Origin of the sequence: Paenibacillus sp. FSL L8-0641, assembly GCF_038006265.1 — a bacterium.
In the GTDB taxonomy this organism is placed as follows: Bacteria; Bacillota; Bacilli; order Paenibacillales; family Paenibacillaceae; genus Paenibacillus; species Paenibacillus polymyxa_D.
The window spans coordinates 4735855-4755038 of the sequence record NZ_JBBOUW010000001.1 but is presented as its reverse complement, the minus strand read 5'-3'; the positions used below and the strand labels follow the sequence as shown (position 1 = coordinate 4755038).

1 protein-coding gene is annotated in these 19184 nt (G+C 56.6%); it reads left to right on the top strand.

Going from position 1 to position 19184, the window contains the following annotated elements:
• Positions 1-63: 63 nt before the first annotated feature.
• Positions 64-18831 (top strand): non-ribosomal peptide synthetase, encoded by an 18768-nt coding sequence (locus MKY16_RS21520; protein ID WP_340956969.1) that lies wholly within the window; start codon positions 64-66, stop codon positions 18829-18831.
• Positions 18832-19184: the final 353 nt, after the last annotated feature.

Here is a 19184-nt window from a genome sequence, read left to right as displayed (position 1 = left end):
ACTAAGTGACATCTAGGTACAAAGCCTATCTATAAAGAATCTCTAAACCGGGAGTGTGTCGATGTGACAGAGAATACCAACGAGCAATATGGATTAACGCAAGCCCAGCGCCGAATATGGTTCATGGAAATTATGAATCCGGGAACGTCCATCACGATGCTTTCCGCGACCTACCAGATTACGGGCGAGATCAACACACAGCTTCTGAAGCAAGCGGCGGTAGAGATCGTCAAAACCTATGACGTTTTCCGAATCCGCATTAGCGGGGATTTGCAAAATCCAACGCAGTGGTTCGAAGAGCCGGAGAATGTCCAAGCTAGGATAAGCCGCCTCGAAATAGGCACAACCGAACAATTCTATGCTTGGGTGAAAGAAGTAAGCGAAAAACCGGCCAGCGTGTTCGACGAACACCTCTACCAATTTACGATTATCCATTTTGCGAACGGCCAAGTATGGCTCAATTTGACGGTAAATCATATTATCGCCGACGGCTTATCCGTCAATGCTTTGCTGCATGCGGTGATGGAAAAATACCTGGAACTGCGCAAAGGCATCTCCAGCAGTTACCAGGTCCCTTCCTACCTGGATTATATTTCCTCGGAGCGTGAATATGAGCAATCGCAGCGTTATCAAAAAGGCAAGGAATACTGGCTGACAAAGTACAACACTTTGCCTGAAACGACCGGCATTAAATCGTATCCGCCATTCTCGATCGGCAGCGATTCCAATAAACTGTCCATCACTTTGGACGGTTCCCGGTATGAACGCATTCTGGCCTTCAGCGAACAATATCAGGTCAGCTTATATACGTTATTTCTGTCCGCCATGTACGTTTTATTGTACAAGCTGACCGACAGCACCGATGTTCCGGTCGGCACGGTTTTTGCCAATCGCACCAGCAAGAAGGAAAAAGAAACGATCGGCATGTTCGTCAGCACCGTGGCTACGCGGATTCGTCTGAATCCAGACAGACACGTGCTTTCCTTGATCCAAACGGTTTCCAAGGAAAATACGGCGGATCTGCGGTATCAGAAATACCCTTATAACCAATTGATCCAGGATTTGCGCGAACAACACGGCCGCAACGATCTTTCGGGGCTGTTCCGCACGTCTCTGGAATATCTGCCTTTGAAAATCGTGGAGTACGAAGAAATCAAGGTACGCCTGGAGGCCCACTTCGCTAGGCACGAGATGGACGATTTGCTGCTGCGCTTCGACCATATGCTGAATGAAGGCCATGTAATTCTCCATGCTTCCTATCGTACCGGCTTGTTCGAGACGGCCGAGATTGATCGGATTATGGAACAGTATGTAACCGTTCTGGACCAGTTTCTTCAGACTCCCGAACTGCCGGTACGCGAGATTTCTCTGCTGAGCGATGAGGAGAGACACCGCATTCTCAACGTTTTTAACCCGCCGGTGGCAGGGCTGAGCGAGGGAGAAGCGTTTCATCGGTATGTTGAAAAATTTGCTCGGGAAATTCCAGATCATCCGGCAGTCGTCTACATGGACAAACAGCTGACCTACGGCGAATTGAACGAACGCGCCGAGCGACTGGCTTCTCTCCTTCGCGAACAGGGCGTGGGAAGGGAGACGATTACGGGGATCTGGGCGGAGCGTTCGGTGGAACTGCTGGTCGGGGTGCTCGCCGTTTGGAAAGCCGGCGGAGCCTATGTACCGCTGGACCCCGATTATCCGGCGGAGCGGATTGAGTACATGCTCAGCGATAGCGATGCAACGGTGCTGCTTACGCAGCGTCATCTGTTGGAGCGGGCCGGAGGTTGGTTGGCCGATGACCGGCTGAAGCTTCAAGCTGTCTATGCCATGGACGATGAACAGATTTATAACGGGGATGCCTTAGCCGTGGAATTTGAATCTGCCGACAGCGCCCCGCAAGACTTGGCTTATGTGATTTACACCTCGGGTACGACGGGACGCCCGAAAGGCGTCATGATCGAGCACGGCAGTCTCGTGAATACGGCGGATGCGTACCGTCGCGAGTACCGGTTGGATCAGTTTCCGGTGCGGCTGCTGCAGCTGGCCAGCTTCTCGTTTGACGTGTTTGTCGGAGACATCGCGCGGACGCTGTATAACGGAGGCACGATGGTGATTGTGCCGAAGGATGACCGGATTGATCCGAACCTCTTATACGGCTGGATTCGGGACCAAAGCATTACGGTATTCGAATCGACGCCTGCGCTCATCCTGCCGTTCATGCAGCATATTTATGAAGAAGGGCTGGACGTTAGCTCCATGCAGTTGCTGATTACCAGCTCGGATGCTTGCAGTGTCACCGATTACCGATTGCTGCAGGAAAGATTCGGCGGACAATTTCGCATCATCAACAGCTATGGCGTTACCGAAGCGGCCATTGACAGCAGCTTTTACGGTGAGCCGCTGGATAAGCTGCCACCGTCGGGTCATGTGCCGATCGGCAAAGCTTGGCTGAACGCCCGGTTTTACATTGTCGATGCCGCATTAAAGCCGGTTCCTGTAGGGGTACCGGGCGAGCTTGTCATCGGCGGCGCCGGGGTGGCGCGCGGGTACTGGAACCGTCCGGATCTAACCGCCGAGAAGTTTGCGGACAGCCCGTTTGTGCCGGGCGAACGTCTGTACCGGACAGGCGATTTGGCCCGCTGGCTGGAAGACGGCAACGTCGACTACATCGGCCGGATCGACTATCAGGTGAAAATTCGCGGGTTCCGGATCGAACTCGGCGAAATTGAAACGGCCCTGCTGCGTTTCCCGGGCGTCAAGCAGGCTGTGGTGACCGACCGTATGGATGAGCAGGGGCAAAAGTATTTGTGCGGCTACGTGGCGGCGGATGCTTCCTTGCAACTGAGCGATCTGCTGTCCCAATTGAAGCAAAAGCTGCCGGCCCATATGGTCCCGGCCCGGCTGGTGTCTCTTGATAAGCTTCCGCTCACGCCGAACGGCAAAATTGACCGTAAAGCGCTGCCTGAACCGACCGGAGAGGTAGAAGCAGGCCGTGAGTATGTGGCTCCTCGCACAACGCTGGAAACAAGACTTGCTCTCATTTGGCAGCAGGTGCTGGGTATTGCGCGAGTTGGAGTCCAAGGCGATTTCTTTGACTTGGGTGGTCATTCCTTGCGGGCCTCCACGCTGGTTTCCAAGATTCGGAAAGAGCTGCAAGTCGAGGTTCCGCTGCGGGAAGTTTTCCGCTACACCACGATCGAACAGCTGGCCCAAAGAATCGGCGGTTTAAGGCAGCAGGAGACGTATGAGATTACAAAGGCGGCTGAGGCCGAGTACTATCCGGTTTCATCCGAGCAAAAGCGCCTGTACGTCTTGCGCCAGCTTGACGGGGCTGAGCGCAGCTATAATATGTCGGCGGCGCTTCTTCTCGAAGGCAAGCTGGACTGCACGCGCGTCGAGCATGCGTTCCGGGCGCTGATTCAGCGCCATGAGACGCTGCGTACCGGGATCGAGCAGGTTCAAGGCGAGCTTGTCCAGCGCATCTATGACGAGGTGGAGTTTGCTGTGGATTATTTCCAAGCGAGCGAGCGGGAAGTAGAGCAAGTGGTGGAAGCTTACTATCACCCGTTTGATCTGACCAAGCCGCCACTTTTCCGCATCGGCCTAATCGAAGTCGCCGAGGATCGCCACATTCTGCTGTTCGATATGCACCATATCGTCTCGGACGGCATTTCGACAGCGCTGCTCTTCGATGAGTTCAGCCGCCTGTATCGGGGCGAGGAGCTGACCCCGCTGCGCATTCAATACAAAGATTATTCCGTTTGGCAGCATTCCGAAGCTTACGGGCAGATGCTCCAGCCGCAGAAGGAGTATTGGCTGGAACAGCTGTCGGGCGAGCTGCCGGTCTTGGAGCTACCGACGGACTTCCCGCGGCCTGCGGTGCAAAGCTTTGACGGCCGAACCGTGAAGTTTTATATCGAGAAAGATCGGACGGAGAAGCTGAAAGAGCTGGCGGCACGGACAGGGACGACCCTGTACATGGTGCTGCTGTCGGCTTACACCATCCTTATGCATAAATATTCGGGTCAGGAAGATCTGATCGTAGGAACGCCGATTGCCGGAAGAACGCAGGAAGAAGTGCAGCCGATCGTAGGGATGTTTATCAACACGCTGGCCATTCGCAGCCGTCCGGAGCGTTCCAAGCCGTACCTTTCGTACCTGGAAGAAATCAAGGACATCACGCTCGGGGCTTTCGAGCACCAAAATTATTTGTTCGAAGACTTGGTAGAAAGTCTTCACATTCCGCGCGCGACTGGCCGGAATCCGCTCTTTGACACGTTCTTCTCCCTGCAAAATACGGAGAACGAGCAAATTGTCATCGAGGGGCTGGAGCAATCGTTTTATCCACTGGAAAACCAAACATCCAAGTTCGAGCTACTCCTGGATATTTCGGAGCTGGACGGTCAGCTCGAATGCCGGTTAGAGTACGCTACGGCTTTGTATAAACAGGAGACCGCAGAGCGGTTCGCCAGACATTATGACAAGCTGCTTGAAACCATCGCAGCAGCGCCGGACGGGGATATTGCCTCGCTGGAAATGCTCAAGGAGGAGGAAATCCGCGAGCTGGTGCGCGGTTTCAACGATTCGGAGGCGGATTACCCGCGGCAGCAGACGATTCACGGCTTGTTCGAAAAACAGGCGGAGCTTTACCCGGATAACGTGGCCGCCGTCATGAACGAGCGGCACCTGACCTACCGTGAGCTGAACGAGCGATCCAACCGCCTTGCGCGGAAGCTGCGGGAGACGGGAGTAGAAGCGGACCAACTGGTAGCGATTCTGGCCGAACGCTCGCTCGATATGGTCGTCGGCATTCTGGCGATTCTCAAAGCGGGCGGAGCATACGTGCCTGTCGATCCCGACTACCCGGAGGAGCGTATCCGCTTCATGATCGAGGATTCGGGCGCGCCGTTATTGCTGATTCAAAAGCATCTGCATGAGAAGACCGACTTCGCAGGAACGCGCCTCGAATTGGACGATTTCGTTTGGGGCGACAGAGGGGCGGACTCCGAAGGTGCGCTGGACGCTTCGAACCTGGAGCCAATTTCCGTGCCGGGCAACCTGGCATATGTCATCTACACGTCGGGAACGACCGGCAGACCGAAAGGAACGCTGATCGAGCATAAGAACGTCGTGCGCCTCCTGTTCAACGACAAGAACCTGTTCGACTTTGGGCCGTCCGACACGTGGACGCTGTTCCACTCGTTCTGCTTCGATTTCTCTGTCTGGGAAATGTACGGAGCGCTGCTGAACGGAGGCAAGCTGGTCATCGTACCGCCGCTGACGGCGAAAAATCCGGCCGATTTCCTGGCGCTGCTGGGCCGCGAACAGGTTACCATTTTGAACCAGACGCCAACGTACTTCTACCAGCTGCTGCGTGAGGTCTTGGCGGACCATCCGTACGATTTGCGGATTCGAAACGTCATCTTTGGGGGCGAAGCGCTCAGTCCGCTGCAGCTCAAGGGCTTCAAGACGAAGTACCCGGAGACGAAGCTGATCAATATGTACGGCATTACCGAGACGACGGTTCACGTGACGTATAAGGAAATCACGTGGGTCGAAATGGAGGCGGCGAAGAGCAATATCGGCAAGCCGATCCCGACGCTGAGGGTGTACGTCCTGGATGAAAACCGCCGCCCTGTGCCGATCGGCGTAGCGGGCGAAATGTACGTGGCCGGGGAAGGCCTTGCGAGAGGATACCTGAACCGTCCGGATCTGACGGCGGAGAAGTTCGTCGATTCCCCGTTTGCGGAGGGGGAGAAACTGTACCGCTCGGGCGACTTGGCGGCTTGGCTACCGGACGGCAACATCGAATACCTGAGCCGGATCGATCATCAGGTGAAAATCCGCGGGTACCGGATCGAGCTGGACGAAATCGAGACGCAGCTTCTGAACGCCCGGGGCGTGGAAGAAGCGGTGGTGCTCGCCCGTCAGGACGGCGGGGGCGAGAAGGCGCTTGTCGCCTACTTTGTGGCGGACCGGATGCTGACGGTCAGCGAAATGAGAACCTCGCTGGCCCAGGAAATTCCGGGATACATGATCCCGTCGTACTTCGTGCAGCTGGAGCGCATGCCGCTGACGACCAACGGTAAAGTGGACCGCAAAGCGCTGCCGGAGCCGCAAGGCGGCATACAAACGGGCGTCGAATACGTAGCGCCGCGTAACCGGACGGAGTCCCAGCTTGTGAAGATCTGGGAGGAAGTACTGGGCTACTCCGGCATTGGAGTCCTGGACAATTTCTTCGAGCTCGGAGGCCACTCCTTGCGGGCGACGAACCTTGTCAGCAAGATTCAGAAGGAAATGAACGTCGAACTTCCGCTGCGCGATGTGTTCCGCTATACGACGGTAGAGTCGATGGCCGGGGCTATTGCCAGCTTGGAAGAAACGCGGCACTGCTCGATTCCGAAAGCGGAAGAGAAAGCGTACTATCCGGTTTCCTCCGCGCAAAAAAGGCTGTACGTCCTGCACCAGCTGGATAGTTCGGAGCTGAATTATAACCTCCCAAGCGCCTTGCAATTGGAAGGGGCTTTGAACGAGGTCAAAGTGGAAAAGGCGCTGACTACTTTGGTGGCCCGGCACGATATGCTGCGCACCGGTTTTGAAATCGTGAATGGGGAGCCGGTTCAGCGTATTCATCCGCTCGTAGCTTTCAAGGTCAAGAAGCTTCAAGCAAGCGAAGATCAGGTTGCGGCCATTCTTGAAGGCTTCATTCAGCCTTTTGACTTGACCCAGCCGCCTTTGCTGCGCGCCCTGCTGATCGAACTGGAGAAAGAGAAATTCCTGCTCGCGCTGGATATTCATCATATTGGTTCCGACGGCCTTTCCATGGACGTGCTGCTGCGCGAATTCGTGCGGCTTTACAATGGGGAAGAATTGCCGGAGCTGCGGATTCAATACAAGGATTACGCCGTTTGGCAGCAATCCGAGGAGCAGCGCCAGCGCATCAAACGGCAGGAGGAATACTGGCGCGGGGTATTCAGCTCCGAGCTTCCGGTTCTTGAGCTGCCTCTCGACTTCTCCCGCCCGGCCGTCCAGCAGTTTGACGGTCAAACGCTCACGTTTACGCTGGATGCGGAGAAAAGTGAAGCTCTCAAACGGCTTGCCGGCGATTCGGGGGCGACGCTATACATGCTTCTGCTGGCTGCGTACTCCGTATTGCTTCATAAATACGCGGGACAGGAAGATATAGTGGTCGGCACTCCGATTGCCGCCCGTTCTCACGCCGACCTGCAGCCGATTATCGGCATGTTCGTCAATACGCTGGCCCTTCGCTTGGGTCCGGCGGCGGAGCGGACGTTCCTGGATTACTTGCAGGAAGTGAAGGAAACGACGCTTGGAGCCTACGAGCACCAGGACTATCCGTTCGAGGAGTTGGTGGAAGCTCTTCAGGTGAGCCGGGATTTAAGCCGGAATCCTCTGTTTGACACCATGTTTTCTTTGCAAAAACACGAAAGCTTGGATTTAACCCTGGAAGGCTTGCAATGGTCGCTGTTCGACATCGAGGAAAAGACGGCAAAGTTTGATCTTAGCTTGGATATCGTGGAAGCCGATAACGAGCTGGTTTGCAAGATCGAGTACGCTACCTCGTTGTTTAGACAGGAAACGATGGAACGGCTGGCGGGTCATTACGAGCAGCTTTTGGCGTCGATCTTGGCTCAGCCGGGTGCGCGGATTTCAGATTTGGATATCTTGCCGGACAGCGAAAAGCATGATTTGCTGGTCGGGTTTGACGTGTCGTCTTCGGCTCTCGCGAAGCAACCCGCCGCAGAGGGTACAGGTTTGGAAGCGGATGAGTCGTGGAGAGAGAGAACGTTCCACGAGCTGTTCGAGGAGCAGGCGGAGCGCACTCCGGGAGCGCTGGCGGTTGTCTACGAAGACAGCAAGCTGACGTATGCGGAGCTGAACGCCAAAGCGAATCGTCTGGCGTATGCACTGCGGGCGCGCGGGGTGAAGCCGGAGCAGGTGGTCGGCATTTTGGCCGGCCGTTCGGCGGAGCTGTTGATCGGGGTGCTCGCCGTATGGAAAGCGGGCGGCGCTTATGTGCCGCTCGACCCGGACTATCCGGCGGAGCGGATCGAGTATATGCTCGCGGACAGCGGGGCGTCGGTGCTGCTCACGCAGACCCGCCTGCTGGAGCAGGCGGAAGCTTGGCGCAGCGACGGAGCTCTAGTGCTGCAAACGGTGCTTGCGCTTGACGACGCCACGACGTACAGCCTCGGAGCGGCTGTGGGCGTACAAGCTTTGGGCGAAGCAGGCGCAGAGGCGGAGGCTTTGGCGCAAGCGGAAACGGCTTCTGCCGAAATGTCCGCCACGGCAGAAGCCGAGAAGAACGTACTAGCGGCGGATCTCGCATCGAATCCGGCGAATGTGAACAAGCCGCGCGATTTGGCTTACGTCATCTACACCTCCGGTACGACGGGCAAGCCGAAGGGCGTGATGATCGAGCACCGCAGCCTGGTGAACACGGCGGCGGGCTACCGGCGGGAATACCGCCTGGATCAGTTCCCGATCCGGCTGCTGCAGCTCGCGAGCTTCTCGTTCGACGTGTTCGTCGGCGATATTGCGCGGACGCTGTACAACGGCGGCACCATGGTCATCGTGCCGAAGGACGACCGGATTGATCCAACCCGCCTCTACGGCTGGATTCGCGACTACGCCGTGACGGTGTTCGAATCGACTCCGGCGCTGATCGTGCCGTTCATGGAGCATGTGCATGCCGAGGGTCTGGACCTCAGCTCGATGCAGCTGCTGATCTCAAGCTCGGATGCGTGCAGCGTAGCGGATTACCGCACCTTGCAGGAGCGCTTCGGCTCGCAGTTCCGTATTATTAACAGCTATGGCGTAACGGAAGCGGCGATTGACTCCAGCTTCTATGACGAGCCGCTGGAGAAGCTGCCGAAGACGGGCAGCGTGCCGATCGGGAAAGCGTGGCTGAACGCCAAGTTCTACATCGTGGATGCGAATCTGAAGCCGGTGCCGATCGGGGTGTTGGGCGAGCTGGTTATCGGCGGAGCGGGTGTGGCCCGCGGTTACTTGAACCGCCAGGATTTGACGGCGGAGAAATTCGTAGACAGCCCGTTCGCCGCTGGGGAGCGGCTGTACCGGACGGGCGACCTGGCGCGCTGGATGCCAGACGGCACCGTGGACTTCATCGGCCGGATCGACAACCAGGTTAAAATTCGCGGCTATCGGATCGAGCTTGGTGAAATTGAAGCGGCCATGAAAAATTTTGCCGGCGTGCGTCAAGCGCTTGTCATCGACCGGACGGACGAGCGGGGGCAGAAATATTTGTGCGGGTATGTCGTAGCGGATTCCAGCTTCGATCTGGAAAGGCTTGTGGCCCATCTGGACGCCGCGTTGCCTTCCCATATGGTGCCTTCGCGCATCATGCGCCTTGATCAAATGCCGCTTACGCCGAACGGGAAGATCGACCGTAAAGCGCTGCCTGTGCCGGAAGGAAGCATTCGTGTCGAGGCTGCATACACGGCGCCTCGTACTCCTGCCGAGCAAGCACTATCGTCGGTCTGGCAGTCGGTGCTGGGCGTGGATCAGGTCGGCACGATGGACAATTTCTTTGCGCTCGGCGGCGATTCGATCAAGGCCTTGCAGGTATCGTCCCGTCTTTTGCAAACGGGGTACAAGCTGGTCATGAAAGATTTGTTCCATTACCCGACGATTTCCGCCCTTAGTTTGCATCTGCAAACGGCGGAGAGAACGGCAAGCCAGGCCGAAGTGACGGGAGAGGTCATCTTGACCCCGATTCAGCGCTGGTTCTTTGAACAAAATCCGGCTGACGTACATCACAGCAACCAGGCGTTCATGCAGTTCTCCAAGCAAGGCTTTGACGAAGAAGCTTTACGCCAAGCGGTGCGTCAGCTTGTCGTGCATCACGATGCTCTCCGTACGGTTTACCGCCAAACCGAGAACGGCTATACCGCCTGGAACCGCGGCGCCGGGGAGAACGAAGCGCTGTTCGATCTGGAAGTTGTCGATTTCAAAGGAGTCGGCGACGTGAAAGAAGCGGTAGAGGCTAAGGCGAATGACATTCAAGCGAGCATCGATCTGGAAAACGGTCCGCTGGTGAAGCTCGGCTTGTTCCGCTGCGACGACGGCGACCACCTGCTCATCGCGATCCATCACTTGGTCGTAGACGGCGTATCCTGGCGGGTTCTGCTTGAGGATTTTGCTGCCGGCTATGAGCAGGCGCTGCAAGGGCAGCCGATCCGTCTGCCGCTCAAAACGGATTCATTCCAAACGTGGGCGAAACAGCTCGCTGATTATGCGAACGGTCCGGCGATGGAAAGCGAGAGAGAGTATTGGCAACATATCGAGCAATTGACCTATGAGCCGCTTCCGAAGGATTTTGAACAAGGCAGATCCAAGCTGAAGGACAGCGGGCTCGTGACCGTTCGCTGGACGGCAGAGGAAACCGAACAGCTGCTGAAGCAGGCACACCGTGCTTACCATACGGAAATGAACGATTTGCTGCTTGCTGCGCTTGGCCTCGCGGTACAAGCTTGGAGCGGCCGGGAACGCGTGCTGGTGAATCTCGAAGGCCACGGCCGGGAAGATATTTTGCCGGATGTGGACATTACACGCACAGTAGGCTGGTTTACAAGCCAATTCCCTGTCGTTCTGGAGCCGGGTCACGCCCAGGCGCTCGGTCATCAGGTGAAACAGGTTAAGGAAAGCTTGCGCCGCATTCCGAACAAAGGAATCGGCTACGGCATCCTGCGTTATTTGTCGGCGTCGCGTGACGGCGAGCGCTTCGCTTTGGAGCCGGAGATCAGCTTTAACTATTTGGGTCAGTTCGACCAGGATTACGAAAGCAGCGACTCGCAGCCGTCTCCGTTCAGCCCGGGCTCCGATTCAAGCCCGAATGCAGTGATGGATTTTGTCCTCGATATTAACGGTATGGTGTCGGAAGGAGTGCTGGAACTCACGATCCGTTATGGGGAAACCCAGTATAAACGGGAAACGGTAGAGCGCCTGGGCACCCTGCTTCAATCGAGCTTGCGTGAAGTCATCAGCCATTGCGTATCGAAAGAGCGGCCGGAGCTTACGCCTAGCGACGTACTGCTTCAAGATGTGACGGTGGAAGAACTGGAGCGGCTGTCCGAACATACGGCGGCGCTCGGCGAACTGGAGAATGTATACACCTTGACTCCGCTGCAAAAAGGGATGTTGTTCCACAGCCTGCTGGATGCCGATTCGGAAGCTTACTTCGAACAGGTGACCTTCGATCTGTACGGAAGCCTGAATGTCGAAGCCTTCACCCAAGGATTGGATACGCTGGTGCAGCGGAATGAGGCGCTGCGGACCAACTTTATTACTGGCTGGAGAGACGAGCCGCTTCAAGTGGTATTCCGCGAGCGGAAGTGTGAAGTGTACTTCAAAGATATTCGCTCGGTAAGCGATGAAGACCCGGAGAAGACGATAGCCGATTTTGTCAGCGCGGATAAAGCGAACAAGTTCGATTTTGCCCGAGGCTCTCTTATGCGCGTGACAGTTTTGCGCACGGGCGACGAGTCCTACCATGTGATCTGGAGTCACCATCACATTTTGATGGACGGCTGGTGCATGTCCTTCATGATCAAGGAAGTGTTCGACACCTACTTCGCGTTCCACGAGAAGCGGACGCTGGAGCTTCCTCCGGTTACCTCGTACTCCCGGTATATCGAATGGCTGGAAGCTCAAGATGCCGCGAAAGCTTCGCGTTACTGGTCCGAGTATTTGGCGGGTTACGATCAGCAGACCAAGCTGCCCCAGGAGAAAACGCAGCTGAAGCAGGGCGCTTTTGAAGCAGCTGAAATCGATGTGGAACTCAGCAAGGAACTGACCGGGCAAATCGGGCGGGTGGCGCGCCAGCAGCAGGTGACGCTCAATACGTTCATGCAGACCGTATGGGGACTGGTTCTGCAGGTATACAACAACAGCGAGGATGTTGTATTCGGCTCCGTCGTATCCGGGCGTCCGGCGGAAATTCCGGGCATCGAAAGCATGATCGGCCTGTTTATTAATACGATCCCGGTCCGTATTCAAGGCAAAGCCGAGGAGACGGTAGCCGATATCTTGAGAAAAACCCAGGACCAAGCGCTGGCATCGGGAGCTTACGAAACGTTCCCGCTGTTCGAGATTCAGTCGCTGAGCGAGCAAAAGCGCGACTTGATCAACCATATCATGGTCTTTGAAAATTATCCGATGGAAGAACAGATTGAGCAGGTCGTCGGCGGAGACAAAGAAGCGCTGAAAATCGCTAATATCCATTCGCCGGAGCAAACGAACTACGACCTGGACATTACCGTCATTCCGGAAGAGCATATTTTGCTGCGGTTTACGTACAATGCGCTGACGTTCAGAGAGGAAGACATCAGGCTGATCCACGGTCATTTTGCCCGGGCACTGGAGATGGTTGCGGCTAACCCGAACATCCGCGTGAATCAGTTGGAGCTTTTGACGGCGGCGGAAAAAGAGCAAATTCTCGGCGCGTTTAACCCGGCGCAGCCGGAAGCGGCTCCTGCGGCGGCGTTCCACCGGCTGTTCGAGGAACAGGCGGAACGCACGCCGGAAGCGGCAGCTGTCGTGTACGAGAACGACCGGCTGACGTATGCGGAGCTGAACGAGCGGGCGAATCGCTTGGCGGCCACGCTGCGCGCAAGCGGCATCGGCCGGGAGACGATCGTCGGCATTCTCGCCGAGCGTTCGGTGGATTTGCTGGTGGCCGTGCTGGCCGTCTGGAAAGCGGGCGGGGCGTATGTGCCGCTCGACCCGGATTATCCGGCGGAGCGCGTGCGGTTCATGCTCGAAGACAGCGGAGCGAAGGTGCTGCTGACGCAAACGGCGCTGCGAGAGCGCGCCGAAGCCTGGCTCGGCGAAGAGGAGCTGGCGCTGGCGGCGGTGCTGTACCTCGACGACGAAACCTCGTACAGCGAGGAGCGGACGAATGCCGACAGCTTCCATGAAGCCCGTCCAGAGGACCTGGCGTACGTGATCTACACGTCGGGAACGACGGGCAAGCCGAAGGGCGTGATGATCGAGCACCGCAGCCTGGTGAACACGGCGGCGGGCTACCGGCGGGAATACCGGTTAGATCAGTTCCCGGTGCGGCTGTTGCAGCTCGCAAGCTTCTCGTTCGACGTGTTCGTGGGAGATATCGCGCGGACGCTGTACAACGGAGGCACGATGGTGATTGTGCCGAAGGACGACCGGATCGATCCGTCTCGTCTGCACCACTGGATGGAGCGGGAACGGGTCACCATCTTCGAATCGACGCCGGCGCTGATCGTGCCGTTCCTGGAGTACGTGCACGAGCAGCAACTGGATATGAGCTGGATGGAGCTGTTGATCACGAGCTCGGACAGTTGCAGTGTGGCGGATTACCGGACCTTGCAGGAACGCTTCGGCTCGTTGTTCCGGATCATCAATGCTTACGGCGTGACGGAAGCGGCGATCGACTCCAGCTTCTACGACGAGGAATTGGCGAAGCTGCCGCAGACAGGCCATGTGCCGATCGGCAAAGCGTGGCTGAATGCGAAATTCTACATCGTGGATGCGCACCTGAATCCGGTGCCGGTCGGGGTGCTGGGCGAGCTGGTCATCGGCGGAGTCGGAGTGGCGCGCGGGTACTTGAACCGTCCGGAGCTGACGGAAGAGAAGTTCGTAGACAGCCCGTTCGCCGCGGGCGAGCGGTTGTACCGCACGGGAGACTTGGCGCGGTGGATGGAAGACGGCAACGTGGACTTCATCGGCCGGATCGATAACCAGGCGAAAATCCGGGGGTACCGGATTGAGACGGGTGAAGTCGAAGCGAAGCTGCTGAGTGTAGGTGGCGTGAAGGAAGCGGTCGTCGTCGTCAGGGAAGATCAAGAAGGTCAGAAAGCTTTGTGCGCTTATTATACAGCGGAAGAAGGCTTGACGGCGGTGGACCTGAAGCGGGCGATTGCCAGCGAGCTGCCGGGGTACATGATCCCGTCGTACTTCGTGGAGCTGGAGCGCCTGCCTCTGACGCCGAACGGAAAGATTGACCGGAAGGCGCTGCCGGCACCGGAAGGGGGAGCAGGCGAAGGTCGCGAATACGTGGCGCCGCGCACCGAACTGGAGGCGAAGCTGGCCGCCATTTGGCAGGATGTGCTTGTTCGGGAGAAGGCGGTAGGCGTAACGGACAACTTCTTCGACCTCGGCGGTCACTCCCTGCGGGCGACGACGCTGGTCAGCAAAATGCATAAGGAGCTAGGTGTTGAATTCCCGCTTCGCGACGTATTCCGCTACTCGACGGTTGAGGAAATGGCCGCGGCTATGGAGCGGCTAGAGATCGGCTCGTTCACGGCTATTCCGGCTGCGGAACCTAGCGAGTATTATCCGCTCTCTTCCGCTCAGAAACGTCTCTATATCTTGAACCAGCTGGAAGGAGCCGAGCTGAGCTATAGCATACCGGGAGCTATGCTGCTCGAAGGAAAGCTCGACCGGCAGCGGTTTGAAGAAGCGTTCCGCGGGCTCGTAGCTCGTCATGAAACGCTGCGTACCGGCTTTGAGATGGTAAAAGGCGAAGCGGTTCAGCGGATTTACGAAGAAGCTGCCTTCCAGGTGGAATATGTGCAGATCAGCGGGGAGCAGGCGGAAGAAACGGTGCGCCAATTCGTTCGTCCGTTTGATCTAGCGAAGCCGCCACTTCTGCGGGTAGGCCTTGCCGAACTGGCGCCGGACCGGCACATTCTAATGTTCGATACGCATCATATCGTATCCGACGGCGTTTCGATTGACGTACTGATCGAAGAGTTCGTCCGCTTGTACAGCGGGGAGCAGTTGGAGCCGCTCCGCATTCAGTACAAAGATTATGCGGTATGGCAGCAATCGGATGAGCAGAAAGCTCAGCTTGCCAAGCAGGAAGCCTACTGGCTCGACATGTTCCGCGGAGAGCTGCCGGTTTTGGAATTGCCGACGGACTATCCGCGCCCGGCTATGCAGAGCTACGAGGGCCGCACGCTGCAATTGTTTATGGATAGCGAGAAAAGCGAGGGTCTGAAACGGCTTGCAGCCGAGAACGGCGCAACGCTTTACATGGTTCTGCTTGCTGGTTATACAATATTATTGCATAAGTATACAGGGCAAGAAGACGTGGTGGTCGGTACGCCGATTGCGGGAAGAAATCACAGCGACGTTCAGCCGCTGATTGGGATGTTCGTCAATACTCTGGCCATCCGCAGTTATCCGGCTGCCGGTAAAACGTTCCTTGACTACTTGAAGGAAATCAAGGAGACGACGCTGGGCGCTTTTGAACATCAGAATTATCCGTTTGAGGAACTGGTGGATAAGGTGAACGTAGCTCGCGATTTAAGCCGCAATCCGCTGTTCGATACGATGTTTGCTTTGCAGAATACAGAGAATTTGGAAATCCAGCTTCCCGGACTCCATTTGTCGACGTATGCCAGCGAAGAAATTGTTTCTAAATTCGATCTCAGCTTGGACGTCACGGAGATCGAGGAAGGCTTGGAATATCTGTTTGAATACGCCACTGCTCTTTATAAAACCGAAACGGTGGAGAAATTGGCCGCTCACTACTTGCAGCTGCTTGAATCCATTCTCCGCAACCCGTCGGCGACTATTGCCGAGATGGGTATTTTGACACCGGCGGAAAAAGAGCAAATTCTCGGCGCGTTTAACCCGGCGCAGCCGGAAGCGACTCCGGCGGCCGCGTTCCACCGGCTGTTTGAGGAACAGGCGGAGCGCACGCCGGAAGAGGCGGCCGTCGTGTACGAGAACGACCGGCTGACGTATGCGGAGCTGAACGAGCGGGCGAACCGCTTGGCGGCTACGCTGCGCACAAGCGGCATCGGCCGGGAGACGATCGTCGGCATTCTCGCCGAGCGTTCGGTGGACTTGCTGGTGGCCGTGCTGGCCGTCTGGAAAGCAGGCGGGGCGTATGTGCCGCTCGACCCGGATTATCCGGCGGAGCGCGTGCGGTTCATGCTTGAAGACAGCGGAGCGAAGGTGCTGTTGACGCAAACGCCGTTGCGAGAGCGCGCCGAAGCCTGGCTCGGCGAAGAGGAGCTAGCGCTGGCGGCGGTGCTGTACCTCGACGACGAAGCGTCGTACAGCGACGAGCGGACGAATGCCGACAGCTTCCATGAAGCCCGTCCGGAGGATCTGGCGTATGTGATCTACACGTCGGGAACGACGGGCAAGCCGAAGGGCGTGATGATCGAGCACCGCAGCCTGGTGAACACGGCGGCGGGCTACCGGCGGGAATACCGGTTGGATCAGTTCCCGGTGCGGCTGCTGCAGCTGGCCAGCTTCTCGTTCGACGTGTTCGTGGGAGATATCGCGCGGACGCTGTACAACGGAGGCACGATGGTGATTGTGCCGAAGGACGACCGGATCGATCCGTCTCGTCTGCACTACTGGATTGAGCGAGAGCGGGTCACCATCTTCGAATCGACGCCAGCGCTGATCGTGCCGTTCCTGGAGTACGTGCACGAGCAGCAACTGGATATAAGCTGGATGGAGCTGTTGATCACGAGCTCGGACAGCTGTAGCGTGGCGGATTACCGAACCTTGCAGGAACGCTTCGGCTCGTTGTTCCGGATCATCAACGCATACGGTGTGACGGAAGCGGCAATCGACTCCAGTTTCTACGACGAGGAGCTGACGAAGCTGCCGCAGACAGGCCATGTGCCGATCGGCAAAGCGTGGCTGAATGCGAAATTCTACATCGTGGACGCGTACCTGAACCCGGTGCCGGTGGGGGTGCTGGGCGAGCTGGTTATCGGCGGAGTCGGAGTGGCGCGCGGGTACTTGAACCGTCCGGAGCTGACAGAAGAGAAGTTCGTAGACAGCCCGTTCGCCGCGGGCGAGCGGTTGTACCGCACGGGCGACTTGGCGCGGTGGATGGAAGACGGGAACGTGGACTTCATCGGCCGGATCGACAACCAGGCGAAAATCCGGGGGTACCGGATTGAGACGGGCGAAGTCGAAGCGAAGCTGCTGAGTGTAGGTGGCGTGAAGGAAGCGGTCGTCGTCGTCAGGGAAGATCAAGAAGGTCAGAAAGCTTTGGGCGCTTATTATACAGCGGAAGAAGGCTTGACGGCGGCGGACCTGAAACGGGCGATTGCCAGCGAGCTGCCGGGTTACATGATCCCGTCGTACTTCGTCGAACTGGAGCACCTGCCTCTGACGCCGAACGGAAAAATCGACCGGAAGGCGCTGCCGGCGCCGGAAGGGGGAGCAAGTGCAGGCCGCGAATACGTGGCGCCGCGCACCGAACTGGAGGCGAAACTGGTCGCCATCTGGCAGGACGTGCTCGGGCCGGTCACGATTGGCGTGACGGACAACTTCTTCGACCTCGGCGGGCACTCCCTGCGGGCGACGACGCTGGTCAGCAAGGTGCACAAGGAGCTGAGCGTGGACCTGCCGCTGCGCGATGTGTTCCGGCACTCGACCATCGAAGCGATGGCCGAAGCGATCAGCCAATTGGAGCGGCAGGAACACCTCTCCATTCCGGTTCTGGAAGAGAGGGATTACTATCCGCTTTCCTCCGTGCAAAAACGGCTGTACATCCAGCAGCAGATGGAAGGCGCCGAGCTTAGCTACAACATGTCCGGCATGACGGTTCTCGTCGGGCGCTTGGAACGGAATCAATTCGAGGCGGCGCTCAAAGGATTGATAGCTCGTCACGAAATTTTGCGAACCGGCTTCGAAATGGTCGACGGCGAACCGGTACAACGGATTTATCCGGACTTGAAGTTTGCCGTCGAGTATACGAAAGCGACGGAAAGTGAAACGAAGAGCATCGTAGACGGCTTTGTACGCGTCTTTGATTTGGAGCGGCCGCCGCTGCTGCGTGTGGGCTTAGTCGAATGGGAAGCGGAACGGCAACTGCTCATGCTGGACATTCATCATATCGTCACGGATGGCATGTCGATGGGCATCTTTGTCGAAGAGCTGCTGCGCCTGTATAACGGCGAGACTCTGGAACCGCTTCGGATTCAATACAAGGAATTCGCCGCTTGGCAGCAGTCCGAACCTGTAAAAGAGCGATTGAAACGTCAGGAAGCCTACTGGCTGGACGTGCTGGAAGGCGAACTGCCGACGCTTGAACTGCCTACGGACTTTGTCAGACCTGCCGCTCGCAGCTTTGAGGGAGATGTGCTGCCTTTCAGCATCGACAAGCAGATGACCGACAGCTTGCAGCGCATCGCCGATGAGAACGGCGCCACCCTTTATATGGTGTTATTGGCGGCCTATTCAATTCTGCTCAGCAAGTACTCGGGACAAGAAGACTTCATTGTAGGCATGCCGGTTTCGGGCCGCACACATGCCGACCTAGAGCCGCTCATCGGAATGTTTGTCAACACTTTGGCGATTCGCCATTATCCGTCCGGGGAGAAGACGTTCCTCGCTTACTTGAATGAAGTCAAAGAAACGATGCTGGGGGCCTACGACCACCAGGATTATCCGTTCGAGGAGCTTGTGAAAAAGCTGCAGGCGCCGCGAGATCAAAGCCGCAATCCTGTATTCGATGTCATGTTTGTTCTGGAAACCAAGGAAGATAACGTTCAAAGCTTCGGGGATATCAAGATCGAATCTTATCCGGAAACTCATACGGTTTCCCAATTTGATCTTACCTTGGTCATTTCGTTGCTGGATGAGGGAATGAACGGGCAGTTTGAATATGCTACCAAGTTGTTTACGCGCAATCTGATCGACAATTTCGCTCAGGACCTGCTCGTGATCATCACCCAAATTTGCGAACAGCCTTCGGTGCTGTTGAAGGATATTTCCCTGAACGGGCAATCCGAACAGGAGCAAGATGTGCTAGAGGCCATTGATATTATTTTCTAATCCCTTACCCGGTTTGGGTGTATGCCGTATTTCTCTCGGTACGCATCCTGCCGGGTGTTTTTTTTCAAATAAAGAGGAAAAATCCACCACATGAATCTGACGTCAAGTGCCGCTGAGTAACTATTTCAATTATTGGAAAATCGACAAAACACAACAGAAATCTTAGTTTACCTTTGGGATACTAAGAATCAAACCATTTAAACAGAGATAATTCCACCATAAAATCCGAATACACGAAAAACGAAAAGAAGTAATTGCCGATCGTTGCAGACGAGTTTAATCTTTTGACTATGACACCAGAAGAACAACAAAAGGCACACGAAGACTACAGGAAGAAATACAGATATCTGAAA